Annotated in this window: 24 protein-coding genes and 1 pseudogene; 5 read left to right on the top strand and 20 right to left on the bottom strand. The window is 29.1% G+C overall.

The features are described 5' to 3' along the window. The first annotated feature begins 68 nt into the window (after positions 1-68). Positions 69-1,259 (top strand): coenzyme F420-0:L-glutamate ligase, encoded by a 1,191-nt coding sequence (locus tag EK368_RS00555; protein ID WP_129595780.1) that lies wholly within the window; start codon positions 69-71, stop codon positions 1,257-1,259. Between the two features lie 122 nt (positions 1,260-1,381). Here EK368_RS00555 and EK368_RS00550 read toward each other — a convergent pair whose 3' ends face one another. The 5 genes from EK368_RS00550 to EK368_RS00530 all read right to left on the bottom strand — a co-directional run bounded on the left by EK368_RS00550 (position 1,382) and on the right by EK368_RS00530 (position 5,733). After that, a complete protein-coding gene (locus tag EK368_RS00550; RefSeq protein WP_129595779.1) occupies positions 1,382-1,735 on the bottom strand; it encodes a zinc-ribbon domain-containing protein in 354 nt (117 codons plus the stop codon). Positions 1,736-1,925: 190 nt separating this feature from the next. After that, positions 1,926-2,819 (bottom strand): ribonuclease H1 domain-containing protein, encoded by an 894-nt coding sequence (locus EK368_RS00545; RefSeq protein WP_129595778.1) that lies wholly within the window; start codon positions 2,817-2,819, stop codon positions 1,926-1,928. A 177-nt stretch (positions 2,820-2,996) separates the two neighbouring features. Then, the gene (locus tag EK368_RS00540; protein ID WP_129595777.1) at positions 2,997-3,752 is read right to left on the bottom strand and encodes an aminotransferase class IV; all 756 of its coding nucleotides are present in this window, start codon (positions 3,750-3,752) and stop codon (positions 2,997-2,999) included. Positions 3,753-3,785: 33 nt separating this feature from the next. Then, positions 3,786-5,138, bottom strand: coding sequence for an aminodeoxychorismate synthase component I (gene pabB / locus EK368_RS00535; RefSeq protein WP_129595776.1), 1,353 nt, complete (start codon positions 5,136-5,138; stop codon positions 3,786-3,788). Positions 5,139-5,154: 16 nt separating this feature from the next. After that, positions 5,155-5,733: an anthranilate synthase component II gene (locus EK368_RS00530; protein ID WP_129595775.1), complete on the bottom strand. Its 579-nt coding sequence runs from the start codon at positions 5,731-5,733 to the stop codon at positions 5,155-5,157. A gap of 200 nt (positions 5,734-5,933) precedes the next feature. Between EK368_RS00530 and EK368_RS00525 the strand changes: the two genes are divergently transcribed. Beyond that, positions 5,934-6,485, top strand: coding sequence for a hypothetical protein (locus EK368_RS00525; RefSeq protein WP_129595774.1), 552 nt, complete (start codon positions 5,934-5,936; stop codon positions 6,483-6,485). Between the two features lie 146 nt (positions 6,486-6,631). On the opposite strand, the gene EK368_RS00520 is transcribed toward EK368_RS00525, so the two are convergent. The 3 genes from EK368_RS00520 to EK368_RS00510 all read right to left on the bottom strand — a co-directional run bounded on the left by EK368_RS00520 (position 6,632) and on the right by EK368_RS00510 (position 8,608). Beyond that, positions 6,632-7,099, bottom strand: coding sequence for an SAM-dependent methyltransferase (locus tag EK368_RS00520; RefSeq protein ID WP_129595773.1), 468 nt, complete (start codon positions 7,097-7,099; stop codon positions 6,632-6,634). A gap of 67 nt (positions 7,100-7,166) precedes the next feature. Then, positions 7,167-7,985, bottom strand: a complete 819-nt coding sequence (locus EK368_RS00515) for a MerR family transcriptional regulator (protein ID WP_129595772.1) — start codon at positions 7,983-7,985, stop codon at positions 7,167-7,169. Positions 7,986-8,026: 41 nt separating this feature from the next. Beyond that, positions 8,027-8,608 (bottom strand): HDIG domain-containing metalloprotein, encoded by a 582-nt coding sequence (locus tag EK368_RS00510; protein WP_129595771.1) that lies wholly within the window; start codon positions 8,606-8,608, stop codon positions 8,027-8,029. A 220-nt stretch (positions 8,609-8,828) separates the two neighbouring features. On the opposite strand from EK368_RS00510, the gene EK368_RS00505 reads away from it, so the two are divergent. Then, positions 8,829-9,380, top strand: coding sequence for a helix-turn-helix domain-containing protein (locus tag EK368_RS00505; RefSeq protein WP_129595770.1), 552 nt, complete (start codon positions 8,829-8,831; stop codon positions 9,378-9,380). 118 nt (positions 9,381-9,498) lie between these two features. On the opposite strand, the gene EK368_RS00500 is transcribed toward EK368_RS00505, so the two are convergent. Then, entirely contained in the window at positions 9,499-9,900 is a 402-nt protein-coding gene (locus EK368_RS00500) for a pyridoxamine 5'-phosphate oxidase family protein (RefSeq protein ID WP_165000265.1), read from the bottom strand. Positions 9,901-10,051: 151 nt separating this feature from the next. Here EK368_RS00500 and EK368_RS00495 point away from each other — a divergent pair, with 151 nt between their 5' ends. Then, positions 10,052-10,414, top strand: a complete 363-nt coding sequence (locus tag EK368_RS00495) for a winged helix-turn-helix transcriptional regulator (protein WP_129595768.1) — start codon at positions 10,052-10,054, stop codon at positions 10,412-10,414. 145 nt (positions 10,415-10,559) lie between these two features. On the opposite strand, the gene EK368_RS00490 is transcribed toward EK368_RS00495, so the two are convergent. The 7 genes from EK368_RS00490 to EK368_RS00460 form a co-directional block, all read right to left on the bottom strand. Then, positions 10,560-11,885: an MATE family efflux transporter gene (locus EK368_RS00490; protein ID WP_129595767.1), complete on the bottom strand. Its 1,326-nt coding sequence runs from the start codon at positions 11,883-11,885 to the stop codon at positions 10,560-10,562. A gap of 147 nt (positions 11,886-12,032) precedes the next feature. Beyond that, on the bottom strand, positions 12,033-12,893 hold the full coding sequence (locus EK368_RS00485; RefSeq protein ID WP_165000264.1) for an AraC family transcriptional regulator: 861 nt from the start codon (positions 12,891-12,893) through the stop codon (positions 12,033-12,035). 170 nt (positions 12,894-13,063) lie between these two features. Next, positions 13,064-13,399 carry a YlbF/YmcA family competence regulator gene (locus tag EK368_RS00480; protein ID WP_129595765.1) on the bottom strand — a complete coding sequence of 112 codons (336 nt, stop codon included), beginning with the start codon at positions 13,397-13,399 and terminating at the stop codon, positions 13,064-13,066. Positions 13,400-13,876: 477 nt separating this feature from the next. Then, positions 13,877-14,092 carry a hypothetical protein gene (locus tag EK368_RS00475; RefSeq protein WP_129595764.1) on the bottom strand — a complete coding sequence of 72 codons (216 nt, stop codon included), beginning with the start codon at positions 14,090-14,092 and terminating at the stop codon, positions 13,877-13,879. Between the two features lie 389 nt (positions 14,093-14,481). After that, on the bottom strand, positions 14,482-15,201 hold the full coding sequence (locus EK368_RS00470) for an ABC transporter permease (protein ID WP_165000263.1): 720 nt from the start codon (positions 15,199-15,201) through the stop codon (positions 14,482-14,484). Further along, positions 15,194-15,925, bottom strand: a complete 732-nt coding sequence (locus EK368_RS00465; RefSeq protein ID WP_202976398.1) for an ABC transporter ATP-binding protein — start codon at positions 15,923-15,925, stop codon at positions 15,194-15,196. Before EK368_RS00465 ends, EK368_RS00470 begins: the two co-directional genes overlap by 8 nt. Positions 15,926-16,115: 190 nt before the next feature. Continuing rightward, on the bottom strand, positions 16,116-16,760 hold the full coding sequence (locus EK368_RS00460) for a TetR/AcrR family transcriptional regulator (RefSeq protein ID WP_129595761.1): 645 nt from the start codon (positions 16,758-16,760) through the stop codon (positions 16,116-16,118). Positions 16,761-16,888: 128 nt separating this feature from the next. Here EK368_RS00460 and EK368_RS00455 point away from each other — a divergent pair. Then, positions 16,889-17,167: pseudogene (locus EK368_RS00455) on the top strand (agmatine deiminase family protein); the annotation flags it as partial. 74 nt (positions 17,168-17,241) lie between these two features. On the opposite strand, the gene EK368_RS00450 reads toward EK368_RS00455, so the two are convergent. The 4 genes from EK368_RS00450 to EK368_RS00435 all read right to left on the bottom strand — a co-directional run bounded on the left by EK368_RS00450 (position 17,242) and on the right by EK368_RS00435 (position 18,926). Next, a complete protein-coding gene (locus EK368_RS00450) occupies positions 17,242-17,397 on the bottom strand; it encodes a LysR family transcriptional regulator (protein ID WP_129595760.1) in 156 nt (51 codons plus the stop codon). A gap of 70 nt (positions 17,398-17,467) precedes the next feature. After that, a complete protein-coding gene (locus EK368_RS15340) occupies positions 17,468-17,710 on the bottom strand; it encodes a helix-turn-helix transcriptional regulator (RefSeq protein ID WP_423243530.1) in 243 nt (80 codons plus the stop codon). Between the two features lie 193 nt (positions 17,711-17,903). Continuing rightward, complete coding sequence (locus EK368_RS00440; RefSeq protein ID WP_129595759.1) at positions 17,904-18,107, bottom strand: helix-turn-helix transcriptional regulator; 204 nt, start codon at positions 18,105-18,107, stop codon at positions 17,904-17,906. Positions 18,108-18,143: 36 nt separating this feature from the next. Then, the gene (locus EK368_RS00435) at positions 18,144-18,926 is read right to left on the bottom strand and encodes a hypothetical protein (RefSeq protein ID WP_129595758.1); all 783 of its coding nucleotides are present in this window, start codon (positions 18,924-18,926) and stop codon (positions 18,144-18,146) included. Positions 18,927-19,068 lie beyond the last annotated feature (142 nt).

The following is a 19,068-nucleotide window of genomic DNA, read 5'->3' as shown; positions in this document are numbered from 1 at the left end:
TTGTATAGTACAAGTATAAGCGTTAAATATAAAATTATCTAAATTGAAAGATTAAGGAGATATATAAAATGGAAAGAGTTGTTGGAACTGTAGTAAGAGGTTTACGTGCCCCAATTATTAATAATGGTGATGATATTAAAGAAATAGTTGTAAATACTGTATTAAATGCTTCAGAAATCGAAGGTTATTCTATTTCTGATAAGGATATTGTTACTGTAACAGAATCTGTAGTAGCTCGTGCTCAAGGAAATTATGCAACTATTGATCATATTGCAAAGGATGTAAATTCCAAGTTTGGAGATGAAACTATAGGAGTAATCTTTCCTATTTTAAGCCGTAACCGCTTTGCTATTTGCCTTCGTGGTATTGCAAAAGGAGCTAAAAAAATTGTTTTAATGCTTAGCTATCCTTCTGATGAGGTAGGTAATCATTTAGTAGATATGGATATACTTGACGAAAAAGGTATCAACCCTTGGACAGACGTTTTAACTGAAGCAGAATTTCGTAAGCATTTCGGATATGAAAAACATGTTTTTACTGGTATTGATTATATTGATTATTATAAATCTTTAATTGAAGAATTTGGAACTCAATGTGAAGTAATCTTTTCAAATAATGCAAAAACTATTTTAAATTATACAAAAAATGTTCTTACTTGTGATATTCATACTAGATTTAGAACTAAAAAAATACTACAAACAAATGGTGGCAACAAAATCTATAGCCTTGATGATATTTTAACAACATCTATAGATGGAAGTGGTTATAATGAATCTTATGGTCTTTTAGGTTCAAACAAAGCAACTGAAGAAAGTGTTAAACTCTTCCCACGTAATTGTCAACCTGTAGTAGATGGTATTCAAGCTATGATTAAAGAAAAAACAGGTAAAACAGTAGAAGTTATGATTTATGGAGATGGAGCTTTCAAAGATCCAGTAGGTAAAATTTGGGAACTTGCTGACCCTGTTGTATCACCAGCTTATACAGAAGGACTGAACGGCACACCTAACGAAGTTAAATTAAAATATCTTGCTGATAACAATTTTTCTCATTTAAAAGGCGAGGAACTTAAAAAAGCTATTTCAGAATATATTATTAATAAAGAGTCAGACCTTGTAGGTGCTATGGAATCACAAGGAACTACTCCAAGACAACTTACGGATCTTATAGGATCACTATCTGATTTAACTTCAGGTAGCGGAGATAAAGGTACCCCTATTATATACATTCAAGGTTATTTTGATAATTATACAAAATAGTAAAAATTATATGTGTTACTTCAATCCTCACTTTACCCACTCCCTAGTGATCAAAGTGAGGATTTTTAAATAAACTTTTTCACATAATATTAAGTCCAATAATATCAACCTATATTCATAATTTACTTATTTTTATACTCCTCCATCTGCTTTAAATAATTAATTTGTGTTTCTGTTTTCCCACCATATTTCATCCTATCACTCGCATGATCTTTGTTAATATTATCATCCCCAGAAGTTATATCAATTTTAATTTGTTCAAATTCTTCCTCTGTAAGCTCCATATAGCTCCCACACCTTGGACAAGCAATACAATATTTTTTTCTATATGGTATTATAGGAATAAAAAATAATGTAAACCATGTTCTTACAATACATAAGTTCCAAATTTCACTACTATTACAATGACTACATGTACGCTCAAAAACTGCTCCAATAATTTTTTTTGTTACTTTTCCCCAACCCCAAATTATCATTCCATCACCTCATATGAATATTTTTCCATAATTATACCATTCAACTATATTTATCGCAATATATGACATAAATATACATATTTTTCTTGAAATTGATAATTAAGTAGAATTACAAAACATCTATCGCTTTATTTCCTTTTTTTAGGAACACTTCTTTTAAAAACAATTCATTCTCCTCTATTTCTTTTAATTAAATATTTATCTCAAAAAAATATGTTTTGCCTTGTAGATCCTTAATATTCCATTCTATTTTAGAGTTTTTCACATCAACATTTAAGTTTATAATGTCAATTTTATTTTTATCGTTACCTTCTAGTCCCCAAACTTCCTTAACAAACTTCTTTAACTTACTTTCAGAAATGATATAATTTTTAAACAAAAAATGAATAGAATTCTTAGTTGTATCTTCTGTATTCATTATATTATTAAAAATTTCAATTCTTCTATCTAAATCCTTTTTTGCATCCTTAAATTCTTTAATCTCACAAAACAAAGCTTGTTTTGCTAATTTATCCGCTTCTTCATTATAAAAATTCCCTGAATGAGCTTTTACTTTTTTAAATCTTATCTCTAAATGCTCTCTATATTTTTTTATAAATTCAACATATTCTTTAGTACCTTTTTTATTAGCTTTCCAAATTCCATTAGCCCATCTTTCAATTCCTTCATAATCATGATAAATTGTAATTAAACCATATTTATTTTCATATGCCCATTCAATGGACTTCATAGCTCCAAGCAATTCTCCTGCTACATTTCTCATGGTTACATATTCCTTATCATTACCTACACCACCAAATTTGATTATTTTATTTTCATATAAGATTACACAACCATAAGAGTATCTATTATATTCTTGATAATAGCTTCCATCAACATAAGCTTCTACTTTTTTTATATTTTTTTCATTTATAACTGTGTCTTTAACTTCTCCATTTAAAAATTTATATGCATCCTCATAACTACTAAAACTTTTATAAATAGCTCCACTATAACACTGTATTTGATTTTTACACTCCTGCCAATTATCAAATATTCCTTTATTTCTTCCACTTTTCACAGCATAATATTTCTTTTGTGCCAAAAATATCCCCTCCTTTTACTATCATTATTATACACTAGGTATACACTACACTAGGGACGGTTAATTATTTTCATCTATAACACAATAAAAATCCTTTATCATAAGATAAAAAACTACTCCTTTTCTTTTTTATATAAGAGTAGTTTTTGTATTTTTAAATTTATTATTTTTTAAAACTTAACCCATCCTTAATTGGAATTCGTATTTTTCTCTTATTTTTTCAACAATATCATTCTTTTCTAATTTTTTTCCACAAATTTCAGATACATTCATAACCCCCACAATACTATTGGTTAAAAAAATTCCATCTGCATTTAATAAGTCTTCTCGTGTAAAATTTCCTTCTATAACATCATGATTGTTAATAATATATTTTCTAATGGTCCCATTTAGTAAACCGCATTGTACTTTTGGTGTATATATATTTCCGTTTTTTATAAAAAATACATTGGATATGCTTCCTTCTGCTAGACTGTCTTTGGTATTAAAAAATAAAACTTCATCAAAACCTTGCTCTATGCATTTTTCATGTTCTAATATATTTTCAAGATAATTCAAAGATTTTAAATAGGTAAGTATTGAAGATTCGTTTCGTTTTACATCACTTATTGTTACTTTAAAACCCTTTTTATAATGCTCATCTGTATAATTATTTTTTCTACAAGTAAAAATAGTATTTTTTTCGGTTACTATTAATTTTAATACATTATTTTTGCAATTTAATTTAAAAACTGCATTAGTTACATCTTCAGTAGTTATAAATTTATTTATCCCTATAGTTATAAGTCCCGTATTTAGTCTATTTAAGTGTTCCTCTAAAAATAAAGGATTATTTTTTACTAGTATCGTTTCAAAAAGACCTTTCCCAAAATAAAAACCACTATCTAGAATAACTTTATCTTCTTCTATCAACTTATCATTTAAAAGTATCATAATTATTTCACACCTTTTTACAATGGTAAATTTCTATAGCACTTTCATAAGTGCCACTGCTTTATCCAAGGTTTCATCATACTCTGATTGTTTATCTGATTCCCAAGTGATTCCTCCCCCTACACCTAGATAAGCTTTTCCACTTTTCATAAGTATAGTTCTAATTACTATATTTAAATCTGCATTACCATCAAATCCTAGGTATCCTATTGAGCCAGTATAGATATTTCTTCTAGTGGGTTCTAGTTCATCTATAATTTCCATAGATCTGAGCTTTGGTGCACCAGTTATAGATCCTCCAGGAAAACAAGCTTCAATGCAATCTATTGCAGTGTATTCATTTTTCAGTTCCCCAACTACTGTAGATACTAAATGAAATACTGTGCTATACTCTTCTATTTCAAATAATTCCGTAACCTTTACAGAATTAGGTTTGCATACTTTACTTAAATCATTCCTTTCTAAATCTACAATCATGAGAAGTTCAGAATGATCCTTTTCACTATCTATAAGTTGTTGTTTATTTTTAAAATCTTCTTCTTTATTTTTGCCCCTAGGTCTAGTCCCTTTTATTGGTCTTGTTTCTACAATGTTATTTCTTATTTCTAAAAATCTTTCTGGAGAAGAACATACTATACTAAAGTCCTCTATATTCATAAATGCTGCAAATGGTGCAGGATTTATATTCCGTAAATCCCTATAAACTTCATAGGGTTCTTTATTTGTTTCACAAGAAAATCTTTGAGTTAAATTAGTAATATATATATCACCAGTTCTAATATATTGTCTAACTGTTTCCACAGTATCTATATATTCATCTTTTTTAAAATTGGATATGAATTTAACGTTACTTGTTGTTAATTTAGGATATTGAACTTTAGTCCCTGCATATATTATATTCTTTATATTTTCAATACTATGTGCTGATGGACTTAATATCCCTAAAGCTGTGATAAAGACTTTTTTTTGTAGATTATCTACTATTATTGCATTATCATAAAAATAAAAGTAACAATCGGGTATTTTCACCTCCTCTACTGCGAGCATTTGAATATATTCTGTAACCGTTCCTAAATCATAAGAAAAATAACCCATGGCACCTGCTGTATAAGGAAGACTCGTATTATTTTCTATTTTATATTTATTCATAAGATGTTTTAGTTGTTTAAACGGATTTTCACATTCAAAATTCTCTCCATTTATAGTACATATACTATTTTTATACTTAAATGTAGAGAACACGTTTAAGCCTATAAAAGAATATCTTCCTAATTTTTCTGCATCCATACCACTGTCTAGTAAAGTGACGGTTTTATCTTCTTTAAATAAGGAATATATATCAAAGACGTCTAAATCTGTTTTTATTTCTTCAATTAAAGCCTCCATAAATATTACCTCCCAATTATTTATGTTCTTTTGCACTTTGCAAAAAGTTTTTTAACATTTCATGGCCACTCTCTGTAAGTACTGCTTCAGGATGAAATTGTACCCCTTCAACTAAAAAATTTTTGTGTCTTATGCCCATTATGACTCCATCTGAAGTCTCTGATGTTATTTCTAAACATTCTGGCAAGCTTTCTTTTTCTATTATAAGAGAATGATACCTGGTAACTTTTACTGGATTTTTTATTCCTTGAAATACTCCTTGGCCATTATGATGAACCTCAACTACTTTCCCATGTACAGGCTCTTTTCCTTTAATTATGTGGGCATCAAAAGCATACCCTATACTTTGATGTCCTAAACATATGCCTAAAATAGGAATTTTCCCTGCAAATTTTTTTATTACCTGTACACAAATTCCTGCATCTTCAGGAGATTTAGGTCCTGGAGATATTATAATACCTTCTGGTTCCATTTTTTCTATGTCATCTATAGTTAATTTATCATTTCTATATATTTTTACATCTTCTTGTAATTCCTCTAAATACCTTACTAAGTTATAAACAAAAGAGTCATAGTTATCAATCATTAAAAACATAGTCTCACTCCCATCATTTCATCAAATTCATATATATTATAACATTTATTTAAAATATTATTAATATTCAGTGTTAAGAGAAATTTAAAAATTAGGGACGGTTCGGTATTTAATATATTATTATAAAATATCAATAAGAATTTGACATGCTCAGAATCGTTTACTATAATTAAATTAGAAAAATATGGGAGTTGAAAGAAGTGAAAAAATTTCAGATTAAAAGTTTAATTTTAGGATTATTACTTGGAATAATAGGAACTTCAATAGTTTTAGGATTTCCAAAAACTTCAACTATTTCTTCATTGGAAAAAATAGAGTCAGCAACTTTTAGCAACTCTAAAGTCTATTTTTATGGAAAAGAGATATCTTTAGAAAATCCATTAATTGCAATTAGGAAAGATGGCCGTTCTGAAACACAATTATATATGCCTATGAAAGAACTGTTAGAGTATATGCAATTTAATGTGGAATGGAACAGAGAAGATAGCTCTATTAATTTAACTATGAATACATGTAACGATTATGATAATCACAATAATACAACAATTCCATCTACTATTCCCCAGAATGAAGCAGATATACAAGCTTTAGATATCATACAAAAAACAGGAAATTGGCCATATATTGAACCATATCTTCCTCTCATGTCTACTGATGCTATAAAAAAAGTTGTTGAAATATATAACTCAAAGCATATTGACTCCTCTGAACATAAGAAAGCATCTGATTACATAGGAGTTAGTAGTAATTAGAGACAGTTAATCCTTTTTATTTATATTCAAATAAAAAAATCTTTTATCATTAGATAAAAGACCTTTTTATTGTATATTATTTTATTTTAGGGCACTCAAAATAACCCATTTATTTAATATAAGACTTATTTTAATTTATGCGCTTTTTAAAATAAAAACTCATTTTCCCAATCGAAATCTCCAGACTTTTCATAACATGATGGCCAATGACTACACCATTTTGGAACACTCGGCTTTTCTACCTTGTCCAAACTCGGAGTATAAGGTTTCAAATCTAAAATACTACTATCATTCATTGCATCAATATAAGTAATATAAATTATCCCTTTTTTGTAATCTATATGTGTTACTTGAGTAACAGACAGGGCTATTAAATTAGGTCTTTCAGGTGACCTAGTTGAAAAAACTCCTAACTTTTCAGGTGCCTTTTTATAAGGTTTATTCACTTCTAAAACGCGTCTACTATGGATATTATCACATTTATCAAACCACCATAATACATTAATGTGACTAAAACCTTCTAATCCTTGCAATCCTTTTACATACTCCTTATTAATTTGAATACACATACTTTCCCCTTCAATTTTAATCTTACCAATTTCCTTTAATTCCATAATAAATACCTCCTATTTATCTTATAAATAGATAATAAACCCTCACACAATGTGAGAGTCAATATAATTATTTTAATGGAACTTGTATTTCAGTAAGATATTTTTCCGGATTATCTACATCCTCACCAGATATATGACATATTTGCCTAGAAGGTTTATCTTCCATATATTCATCATGACTTTCAAGCCAATATGCTAGCTTTTCATATGCTTTTGCTAAATTAATATAGGGTCCATATACCATTGCATACACCATTTTTTCAACAGGCTCAACTTCTCTATATATAAATCCGCCCTTGTTTTCTCCAATTTTATTTACAACTATTCCCACCTCAACATCTACATTTTTATTCTTATGTTCTATATCATGATAAATAGCAATATTATTATACATATCCTGTTTTACAGAAATATTTTCTCTCTTAATAAAATCACATAATTTTTCCCATAAAACTCCTTCATGAAAATATGTTGGTATCCTATCTCTTGTAGATAAAATTAACATCTTATCTACCTTCTTAAAATTTATATTACAATGTATTTTAAATTTTTTCTCTTCAATTTCTTTTATTGCACTATCTATCTTATCTATTCGTTGATTTTCTTTGGCTATTTCATTATTAATCTGTATTTTCTTTTCTTTCAATTCATCTAATATGTCTGCCTCATTACATCTTTGTATTATATCTTTTATTTCTAATGTAGTGAATTTAGCATCTCTTAATAAAACAATTTTTTGGAGTATTGGTATCTGTTCTGCAGAATACATTCTATATCCTGTAAATAAATCAATCTTTGCAGGTTTTAATAATCCAACCTCATCATAATATCTTAACATTCTAATAGACACTTGAGTTAACTTTGAAAACTGTCCAATTTTAAACACTTATATACCTCCAAAATAAATTCACAAATTATAAATATTTTTTAAATATATATCATTTGATTATTAATATATGCTTCACAAAAACGCATAGCTAAAATGGTTTCTTCAAACAATTTATCTAATTCCCACCCAAGCATATCTGCTCCTTGCTTAATTACATCACGTGAGCATCCTGCTGCAAATTTCTTATCCTTAAATTTTTTCTTAAGACTTGAAAGCTCCATATCCATAACACTCTTAGACGGACGCATTCTTGCAGCTGCACCAATTAATCCTGTAAGTTCATCCACTGCAAATAATATTTTTTCCATATCATGCTCTGGTTTAGGTTGTTCTTGTACACAAAGTCCGTATCCATGACTAGCTACTGCTCTTATTAACCTTTCATCCAACCCTTGCTCTCTCATAATCTCTTGAGTTTTACTACAATGTTGTTCTGGATACATCTCAAAGTCTAAATCATGAAGCAACCCAACAATAGCCCAAAAATCTGCTTCATCTGCATATCCTAATTTTTGTGCAAAATACTTCATAGTCGCTTCCACTGTTAAAGCATGCTGAATATGAAATGCCTCTTTATTGTACTTAGTAAGCAAATTCCATGCTTCTTCTCTTGTTATCATAATCATATCCTCCTTATAAAAATTATAAAATATAATATTAGAATAAATTTATATTCAAATGCCACTAACATTTACTCTTAATTCCTTTAAATCACTATTCAATATTTTTTGTTCTTCTTGTATACTTGAAATGGTTACGATATAATAATTTACAAATAATTAATTATATTTTACTTTTGTTAATTATATTTGTCAATATAATTATAGGAGGTTATACTTAATGAATATAAATTCTATCATTGCAGAAAATCTTAAAACACTTCGCACTGAACGAAATTTGAGTTTAGGTCAACTTGCTGAATTATCTAATGTCAGTAAAGTCATGCTATCCCAAATTGAAAAAGGAGATACAAATCCAACGATAAACACTTTATGGAAAATAGCTAATGGATTAAAAATTCCTTATACCTCATTACTTGAACAAAAAGAACATAATACTTGCATGATAAGAAAAATTGATCTTAACCCTCAGGTTGCTAAAGAAGGCCATTATCGCGTATATTGCTATTACACTAATACACCCTACCGTAATTTTGAATTTTTTCAAATTGAACTTGATGAAGGATACTCATATAAATCTGTAGGTCATTCTAAAAAATCAGAAGAATATATTATGGTATTAGAAGGAGAGTTGACATTAAAAGTAAACAATAAAATATATACGCTAAATCCTAACGATTCAATAAGCTTTCCAGCCTCTAATCAACATATATATATTAATAGCGGAAAGGGTACTTTAAAAGCTACAATAACAAATTTTTATCCTGCCTAATAGTTAGGCAGGATATTTTTTAAGCTCTACAAATTATTCTGCTATGTAAATTAAATGAAAACTATAATCTCAAGTATATTATCGAAGTACTAGTATTTTATGATTTATTAAATATACTCTAAATCTCCATTTGCTCTATTAATTCTCCTTCAAATTCATGAAAACTTGCACTACCATTATAAATGTAGAACATTTCATAAATTGGATTTTCTGGGGTTTTAAAAATATCACGTATTAAGGGTTCCTTATTAAGAACCTCTTCTTTTAATTCCAAGCTATCAACAAATTGAATTTGTCCATTCATACGTACCCATTTCATATCTTTACCGATTACTGCAAACCCTGCAACACCAGACTCTTTTAATTCCTTATAAACTTCTTTAGTATTTGCAGTTACAAAATAAAACTTTCCTTCTCTCACAAATTGAAATTGAAAAGGTCTTATCACTGGTTTACCATCCTTTATCGTAGCAAGCTTGCCTATTCTATTTTCATTTAAATAATCAAGTAATTTACTCATTATACTGCCTCCTATATAAAATTGTTTGACGTATTCCATGGATTACAGTAGTATTATATTATTATAGTACTTTTATCACAAGTACTATAATAAATCAGTTATACTATAAAAAAACAGAGTAATATGATTATACAAGGAGTTGATAAATATTATGAATAAAGAATTTTTAAATATAAAATGTAACGTAGGGCTAGCACATCAAATAATCCAAGGGAAATGGAAATTAGTAATTCTTTACGTTCTATCATCTGAAATCCTTAGATTTGGACAACTTCATAAAGCATTACCTGATATTCGTCAAGGATACTTAACTCAACAACTCAAAGAACTCGAAAGAGATGGACTTATTCATAGAGAAGTTTATAAGCAAGTTCCTCCAAAGGTAGAATACTCTTTAACTGATATGGGAAAAGCCTTTATACCAATTCTACAAGCTATGGAAGTTTGGGGTACTCATTATAGAAAATGCCTGGAAGAAACATCCTCAGACTATAAACCATCAAAATCAGAATAAAATAAAGATACATATTATACTAAAGTTATGATAGAAAGTATATCTTTTTTCTATTTATAAGTATGATTCAGCATTTCGTTGTATAAGATATTGTTATTTTACATATATTATTTCAAATTTTGTTTATTTTATCTAAATCAATACTCTAAAAATTAAAAACCTTTCTAGATTTTCTTATGAAATTATAAGAAATAACAAAAGTTATAATCTCTGACAAGGGAGTCGTAAGCCATATTCCTAAATCTCCTAAAATGTATGGTAGTGTAAAAATAAATAGACTTATCAAAATGAGACTTCTAAGCATGGATATAATTGCAGATGTTTTGGCATCACCAATAGAAGTAAAATAAGTAGAGGCAACCAGATTAAACCCATTAAATATAAATGTTATTGAATAGATTCTTAGCCCATATTTTGCTATACTCATAAGTTCACTATTATCACGAGCAAATATTTTTATAATACCCTCTGTTGCTACAAAGGTCATAATAAATGCCATACCCCCTACTAAAAGTACTGCCTTTACACCAATCACTAGCACTTTAAATATTGTTTCCTTATCTTTAGCTCCAAAGCTGTAGCTTATAAGGGGATGTATCCCTTGTGCTATCCCTGTTAAAATCATATACTGTATCAATGATATATATCCCACAATTGTAAAAGCTGCTACTCCATTAATTCCAATTCTCCTTATAATTATAAAATTAAAAAGATACATGGTCACTGATATTGCAATCTGTCCTATGAACTCTGATGAACCATTAAAAACTATACTTTTGATTTCTTTTAAGTCAATTTTGATTTTACTAAACTTAAAAACTGATTTTCCTTTCAAAAAATATGCACTACTTAGTATAAAAGCAAAAATCATAGATAATCCTGATGCCCATGCAGCTCCCCTCATGCCATAATCCAGCTTTATAATAAACAAGTAATCTAATATTATGTTAATCCCATTAGCTATCATGATAAATAATAAAGATAATTGTGGCTTTCCTTCCCCTCTTATAAACATAGCTGCAGTTATATTCATCATCATAAACATATAAAAGAAAATCATGATACCAAAATAATTCTTAACATAAAAATATAGCTCTCCTTTTGCATTGAGAAAATATAGGATTTGATCCATGAATACTACCATAAAAACTATGATCACCACGTTCACTATTATATTCAATACTATTGTAAGAGTAAATTGCTGATTTGCTTTTAATTCATTCTTCTTACCTAAACTTTGCATAGCAAGAGTCGAACCACCTACTCCAATCATGATGGTTATACCAAGTAGTATATATAATACTGGCAAGGTAAGATTGATCGCAGCAAGACCTTTCTCCCCTATCTTCCATCCAATAAACATTCCATCCACTAATGTTATAAAAGAAGTAAAGAACATACCAATGATGCATGGGATGGCATATTGCAAGAAAGTTTTCATAACACTATTACTTTTTGTATTTCCTTTCATATTGAATTCTCCTCTCCTTTGTAATCATCCCAATTCTATATCAATTCATTTTATAAAACTTCTGAATTCGTGCTTTAAAAATACATGATTTTTTATTCCTTATATAAAAAAACACTGGAATCTATTTTCCAGTGCTAAATTCATATTTCACTTTATAGCTATACATATATCTACTCTCATTCTCCCGTCTTCATCTAATGGAGATTTATATATTTCAAAAGGCGCCCTATCGCCAATAGTATATTTAGTAAAAGGCATCCATAAAGAAAAAACCTCATTATATGCTTTTGCTAAGTTTTCTATTTTATCATAAAATTTATAACATGCATACAGCCCTTCTTCGATTCTAAGAACATTCATCCCCATGATTTTGTCAACTTTTACACACATATCATATATGCATCTATTTTCATCAACTATTAGTGGATCATCATAGGATATTCCAATGAATATACTATTTTTATCTATCATTTGTCTTTCCTCAAGTTGCTTACAGAATCTTTCCCAAGCAATTTTTAAATCACAATAGTTTCCAATAAATCGTTCATACTCTAAATTCATTTTAGGTAATCGTTTTATTGTAATCTTTGAATTAACTTGTTGAAAAAAATCTTCCTGCATCTTCATACTAGAAATATGCTCCACAATAGATCTATATGAATTTTTAAAGGGTCTCAAACTATCCTTTCTATAATCTGATGCACTTATTCCAAAGTAGTCTTTAAAAGCTGTAGCAAAATTGGATGGACTATATCCTACTTCAAGTGCAATTTCTGTTATTGGCCTATCTTTGGTTGTCCTTAGTCTAAAGGCAGCATGCTCCAGCTTTAGTCTTTTTGTAAAAGAATAAATGCTCTCATTTACAATAGATTTAAATATTCTATTAAAATAAAATTTAGAAAAACAGCAGTGATTTGCTATATCTTCTACAGTAAAATTCTTACCAATATTATTATGTATATAATTAATGGCTTGATTGATTGCTAGTATGTATTCATTTTGGTCCATTCTCATACTCCCTTTGAAAAAGCAGTTTTACTTAAAAGAATAAACTTAAATCACCCTTTTTTAACTTTATTTTATCATATTTTAAAAAACACAAAAGCTCTTAGTGGATTTTTGATCTCTATTTTTTTCTATAAGTTATAACCGTAACAACGCTATTAGTGTGTCCTGATTTAATATTTTAAATAAGATTCTAAAGTCTCATTGATTTCTTTATAGATAGCAAACATCATTTCATTAAACCTTTCTCCAGCTTGGATCATACTTCTTACCTCCGGAATCTGAGAAAGGCTTTGAAACTTATTGTTTAATTGGCTTAACATTTGTTCTGCGTCCTGTGGAGAAGCCGCTCTAGACATAATATCCTTCTGTTTTCTTTGAAATGTCTTAATTTCCTGCTGTAGATGTGGATATCTTTCTATATTACTTTGTGCTTCCTTTAGTTCCATAAACTCACCTGTACTTGCAATTTCCTGTACCAATTGTCGTGCAATTCTTTCTAAATCCATCTAATAATCCTCCTATAATTTAATGTTCATAAGTCAACTCCATATATTATATTCATATAAAATAGGAATGGTTCTTATAATTGACATTCCGTACAGTTAAAACATTTTATTTCTCCATACTTCATATTGATATTCTTTGTAATTTCATTCAAAAGATGTGAATCTGTGGTTTTGAATATATAACTAAAAATAATCCTGATTTGAGTAGTTTCTTTGGAGAATTTAGATGATTTGAATTTATCGGTTTACTATCCCTCTTCTTGCTACTAATTCTTTTATTCGGTTGTATCTTCCTATTTGGTTTTTTAAAATAATTTAACTTCATTAAAATGCTCTTTCTTATAAAACAAATAGCCCCTGAGAATATTCTCTGGGGCTATTTGTACCTTAGATCATATAAATATATCCCTGTCATTCAGTAAATTCTAGTTTTTTAATGCATTTAACTTGTATTTTTAAATTTTATATGTTAAATACTTACCAAAAGAAAGGGTATCTTCTAAATCTTCTAAATCCAAAAAATGGATATCCAAAGAATGGTAATCCAAAAAATGGAAATCTTCCAAATCCAAAACCTGGGAACCCAAAACCAGGAAATCCAAAACCGCCTCCAAACTGTTGAGAATTGGCAGGATAGCCACCATAATCATAATCGTAACCATAATCTTGATTGTAGATACTATATTGATCCATTTTTTACCTCTCCTCCTCATATTAGCTGAACCATTAAACTTATTTTATATTTTTTGGCTCCATATATAATATTTTATATATACCAATATTGTGACATATTATATATATTTTTCTTCTTCATAGATAATCTTAACAATAGCTTTGTAGCTATTACATTAGAAACCTATAGTAAAAGAATATCGAATATTACTGGCCTTATTGGTTTCTCCCTTTCCTAAAAAACTGCAATTTTTGCATTTCCACCTACTCCAATCATAATAGCTAATCCAGATAACATTGCTAGGATTGGATATAAAATATTTACCAATGCCAATGCTTCATGTCCCAGTCGTCGCCCTACTAAAATTGCATCCTATTATCAATAAAATCTTCAAAGTTTTGTTCTATCTTTACTGAGCCTCCATACGATCTACTTTTTTTATAAGCATAATTGTAGTAATACTTCCTGCTGCAATTGTTACTCCCATGAATATTATGAGAAACATATTCATACTGGCAGCATTGCTTATGTTTATGGATGCTATATTGCTGAATAAAGAAGATAGAAGCATAGCAGATACAATAGTAGTGGGCACAGATTTTTTTATATATCCTAATCCCATAGCAATAACACCTATCGTAGCAGCTATGACAGCCATAACAATTGATACTTGTATAGTCTTAAGTATCAATTCAACAGTAAATGCATCTTCCATCAAAGAAAAGAATGATTCTGTAAAAGCAAAAACTGTAAACACTGTAGTATTACACATAAATACTGCAACTATTATAAATAGAAAAACACTTAATACCTTAGAAAATAATATTTTTCCTCTATGTACTGGATAGGAAAAGAGCATATAGATTCGGTTACTACCATATTCTTGTATTATAAATTTACAATACATAACAGATGACAGGATACTAAAGGATACTAAACTCAAAACTCCGCAAACCATTAAAAGGTTGTGGTAGTCTCTAAAGATCTGCATTTCTGAATCATTGTCAATAGTAGGAATGTATGCAAAAAGAAATACTAGTATAAATAGTACAATAGCAATAATTACACTTGCATGAACATATGTATTTATTTTATGTTTTTTAAATTCAAGCCTCATCCATTTAAGCATTACTCTGTCCTCCATCCATAATATTAAAAAAGTAATCCTCTAAGCCATCGGGATATTGTTTTTTAATAGTTTCCAAAGGAACCTCCTCAATAATAGTTCCGTTTACCATAACTCCAATCATATCAGCAATATACTGAATCTCACTCAAAATATGACTAGAGATCAGTATTGTCATATTTTCTTCTTTTACTAATTTTAAAAATAATTCTCTCATTTTACGAATTCCCATTGGATCAAGACCATTAGTTGGTTCATCTAATATCAATAATTGTGGTTTATGGGACAAAGCCCTAGCTATACCTAATCGTTGACGCATACCAAGAGAATATTTTGAAACTGGATGCCTATTTGTAGACTGAAGATCAACAGCTTCTAAAACAGATGCAATATCAACATTTTCAATCCCCATATAGGATAAATGAATTTCTAAATTTTCCTTTGCCGGCAAATGCTCATAAAAAATAGGAGTCTCAATAATGGTGCCTATATTTTTTAATACTTCATCTCGCTGGGAAACTATATCTTTTCCTAAAACCTCGGCTTTTCCCCCTATTGGAACAAGTAAACCTGAAAGAATTTTAAAAGCAGTTGTTTTTCCAGCTCCATTTGCTCCTAAAAGCCCGTAGATACTTCCTCTAAGTACTGTCATATTATAATTTTTAATGACATCTACTCCTGAAAAAGTTTTTATTAAATTATGTGTTTGCACTGCTACTTCCTTCATCAATATCCTCCTCTTAATTTAATATAGTATAAATCCATTTCCCTCCATCAGTATTCAATTAGAATTCTGCCATGGATGCAATCATTAGAGTTATCAAAATGTTTTTTCATACATTTAGAATGTATGTATTTGTCTAAAAATAATCTGCCCTAAGAAAGGCAGGTGATCCATTTATACATTCTATTATACTCTACTCTAATAGAATGTTATTTGTATATTTTAGACAAGCCTTCATAACCTCATTGTCTATGATTGGTATCCCTAAACTATCAAACAATCTTCTCATATACTGAAACTTTGAGATTAATTGTTTCTTTGTTACTAAGAAAACAGATGGGTTAGCCCAAATATTTAATAGAATTGCTATAGTTTCAGCAGTTTCTTTACTGTTCTCTGCTTGAATAGAACCATCTTCATAACCTTCTATAATCCACTTTTCAATTAAGGGTGCTAATTCTGTAACAGCTTCTTCCAACTGACGGGCCAAAAGCCTCGTATTTTTCATTAGAGACAGACTAAAAGTATATAATTGTTGCTGTTCTGTACTGGTTAAAGAATACATTATCAATTTTTTTATTTTTTGTAGTCCAGTTACATTCTTTTCTTGCTCTATTTTAGCTAATAAGTTGTTTTCGCTAAACATTCTTGTCATTACAGCCTCTAAAATTTCTTCTTTATTCTTAAAATGATGGTAAATAGCACCTCTAGTCAATCCTCCCAAGTCTGCAACAATGTCCCCCATGGTGGTGTTTTCATATCCTTTTTCTAAAAACAGCTTTGTAGAAACGTCTAAAATTAAGTTCATAGTTTCCTCTGGAAATTTATTTCTTGCCAAATAGGTCCCTCCTTAACATACATTCAATATGTATGTTATCATGTGATTCATTTATTGTCAATGCTATTATCTGTTTAGAGAGAATAACTATAGATGCGTTAGCGGAAATTCCATTATTAGAAGAGGACCTTGTTGTAGATGGCACACCATTCCCACCTAATACAATAAACGTATTACCAGCAATGAGTTACTGCAATTTCTTAATTGCAAATAATGTAGTTGTCGCTCAAAAGTATTATAAAGAAGGTATGTCAAAATTGATTAAAGAAAAGGACGAAGAAGCACTAAAGGTTCTAAAATCTGCTTTTCCAAAGCATCATATTGTACAAATTAATCCTTTAGCACTTAACTTATATGGCGGTGGCATTCATTGCCATACAAGAAATATACCTGTGGCTATTAATTAAACTAGAATTAAGTAAAAACTGCTGTTACTTATGGTACGGTTCACCATAACGCTATAGCTACACTTTGTTTAGCTTCATCGCACAGACTCAAGATCAGCATAAAGTAAGAATTTTTCTCCTTCCTTAGTTAGGCAAATATGCCTACTTAAACGTTCAAATAATTTACAGCCTAATTCTTTTTTCAATAATCGTATTTGTTCTGATATACTGGATTGAGCAAAATTTAGCATACTTTTTAAAGTTTTGCCATCTTCAATTTTATTCCTTCCTTTTTTTCGTTATTAAAGTAGTTATCAATATTCAGTCTTTCTTCAGAAACATCCAGAGTTTAAATTTTATATCAGTTATTTTAAGACTACTGGTTCTATTAAGCTTAAAAAGACGAAAATCATTCCTTAATTTACAGTATCCAAAAACATACCACCCAGACCATTTAAAAGCAATAAAGTAGGGCTCAATGTGCCTTTGTGATGATCCTTTTCTGGAAAAATAATCAAAAAATATCTCTAGCTTATTGTTAATTGCTTCTCTTAATAGACCTATTTTTTGAGACAGACTAGTTTTGTAAAAGGAAGCTAAATCAATAAAAATATTATTGGTAATGGATATAATATCCTCTTGTTTTGGGGATAGCTTTTCTAAAAGGAGTTTGATGTTAGCATTGTTTGATATGCTTTCAATACTTTTTAGACCATTATAATATTATCAAGTTCATCATTAGTTAATATATTTTTATCTAATTTATATAACCTTCAGCAATACTAATTCCTCCACCGCCCCCTTGATAGGTGACTATTGGTATACCAGCTAGACAAATATTTTCAATGTCTCGGTGAATGGTACGAATAGATACCTCGAATTTTTCGGATAAATCCTTTGCTTTTATTCCCTTATTATTTAAAAGTATTGTTATTATTCCAAGAAGTCTGTCTATTTTCATACAATACACCTTCCTTAATAAATAAAGTTCATTATTTTATACAGTTTTATCTTTAACTTCTCGATAGACCTCCAACACAGATTTATTCACAATAGCTCCAAAATAAGCAGTAAGGATTATCGCAATTGAAATACCAAACAAACCAACACCTGCCATCAAGTAAACTACGATACTTAATAAAGAAAAGATACATCCAAAATAAAAAGCCATCTTTATACTTAAGCCTATGTTAGCCCAGAAGAAAGCTACACCTTTTCTAAAATTATCTAGGATACTTCCCTCGTCAAAAATAATGGAGTATTTCACATAGAAAAAAATAATATTGATAATAGCTAGGTAGATAAAGTTTCTTTTGATAAGCATAAGAAAGAGTGGATATATCAGCAGGATTTCAAGTAGAAAAAATTTGAACCAGAATTGATTACCTAATATGAAAAAATCTTTTATCTTTACAGTATTATGACTGATACTGCTAAGTATATTCAAGTACCCACTTTTTATAAAGCTTATCAGCAATAATACTGTAACTGCTAATATAACATTAAATAAACTCAATTCATTGATGATACCTCTAAAGCCACTATTGTTATATTGAAGTATTAGTGCAGGAAAATCTTCTAGTATAAACCGCACACTAGGTGGGGTAGATATGATACCAAATTTAAAGGTAAAAAGCTGTCTTATAGGAACATATTCCACTTGATAAATATACTGATAGGTTAATAACGTAAAAATATCCATTATAATAGGTATCAAAATAATCCATAGAGTTTTGTTTATATATTTACGTCCATCACTAAGCTTTTCTTGTAATTTCATACCATGCTCCTTCCATACTATAGTTGTTTATATTATAATGATCACCAGTTTACAAGTTTGACTAAGCAATCTTGTTTCCTTTTAAATAGTAATTAGCTGATTCTTTTATAGCAGAATATATTTTGCTATTTTCGAGAGAAGA

This window comes from Anaerophilus nitritigenes, from assembly GCF_004138215.1.
GTDB lineage: Bacteria > Bacillota > Clostridia > Peptostreptococcales > Thermotaleaceae > Anaerophilus > Anaerophilus nitritogenes.
This window is presented reverse-complemented; position numbering and strand designations above follow the sequence as displayed.

Bases quoted from the DNA above. Each gene is read 5' to 3' on its own strand.
- EK368_RS00555 (WP_129595780.1), top strand. From the start codon at position 69: ATGGAAAGAGTTGTTGGAACTGTAGTAAGAGGTTTACGTGCCCCAATT.
- EK368_RS00550 (WP_129595779.1), bottom strand. From the start codon at position 1,735: ATGATAATTTGGGGTTGGGGAAAAGTAACAAAAAAAATTATTGGAGCA.
- EK368_RS00540 (WP_129595777.1), bottom strand. From the start codon at position 3,752: ATGATACTTTTAAATGATAAGTTGATAGAAGAAGATAAAGTTATTCTA.
- pabB (WP_129595776.1), bottom strand. From the start codon at position 5,138: ATGGAGGCTTTAATTGAAGAAATAAAAACAGATTTAGACGTCTTTGAT.
- EK368_RS00530 (WP_129595775.1), bottom strand. From the start codon at position 5,733: ATGTTTTTAATGATTGATAACTATGACTCTTTTGTTTATAACTTAGTA.
- EK368_RS00520 (WP_129595773.1), bottom strand. From the start codon at position 7,099: ATGGAATTAAAGGAAATTGGTAAGATTAAAATTGAAGGGGAAAGTATG.
- EK368_RS00510 (WP_129595771.1), bottom strand. From the start codon at position 8,608: ATGATAACAAGAGAAGAAGCATGGAATTTGCTTACTAAGTACAATAAA.
- EK368_RS00505 (WP_129595770.1), top strand. From the start codon at position 8,829: ATGAATATAAATTCTATCATTGCAGAAAATCTTAAAACACTTCGCACT.
- EK368_RS00500 (WP_165000265.1), bottom strand. From the start codon at position 9,900: ATGAGTAAATTACTTGATTATTTAAATGAAAATAGAATAGGCAAGCTT.
- EK368_RS00495 (WP_129595768.1), top strand. From the start codon at position 10,052: ATGAATAAAGAATTTTTAAATATAAAATGTAACGTAGGGCTAGCACAT.
- EK368_RS00490 (WP_129595767.1), bottom strand. From the start codon at position 11,885: ATGAAAGGAAATACAAAAAGTAATAGTGTTATGAAAACTTTCTTGCAA.
- EK368_RS00485 (WP_165000264.1), bottom strand. From the start codon at position 12,893: ATGGACCAAAATGAATACATACTAGCAATCAATCAAGCCATTAATTAT.
- EK368_RS00480 (WP_129595765.1), bottom strand. From the start codon at position 13,399: ATGGATTTAGAAAGAATTGCACGACAATTGGTACAGGAAATTGCAAGT.
- EK368_RS00475 (WP_129595764.1), bottom strand. From the start codon at position 14,092: ATGGATCAATATAGTATCTACAATCAAGATTATGGTTACGATTATGAT.
- EK368_RS00470 (WP_165000263.1), bottom strand. From the start codon at position 15,201: ATGCTTAAATGGATGAGGCTTGAATTTAAAAAACATAAAATAAATACA.
- EK368_RS00465 (WP_202976398.1), bottom strand. From the start codon at position 15,925: ATGAAGGAAGTAGCAGTGCAAACACATAATTTAATAAAAACTTTTTCA.
- EK368_RS00450 (WP_129595760.1), bottom strand. From the start codon at position 17,397: ATGCTAAATTTTGCTCAATCCAGTATATCAGAACAAATACGATTATTG.
- EK368_RS00440 (WP_129595759.1), bottom strand. From the start codon at position 18,107: ATGAAAATAGACAGACTTCTTGGAATAATAACAATACTTTTAAATAAT.
- EK368_RS00435 (WP_129595758.1), bottom strand. From the start codon at position 18,926: ATGAAATTACAAGAAAAGCTTAGTGATGGACGTAAATATATAAACAAA.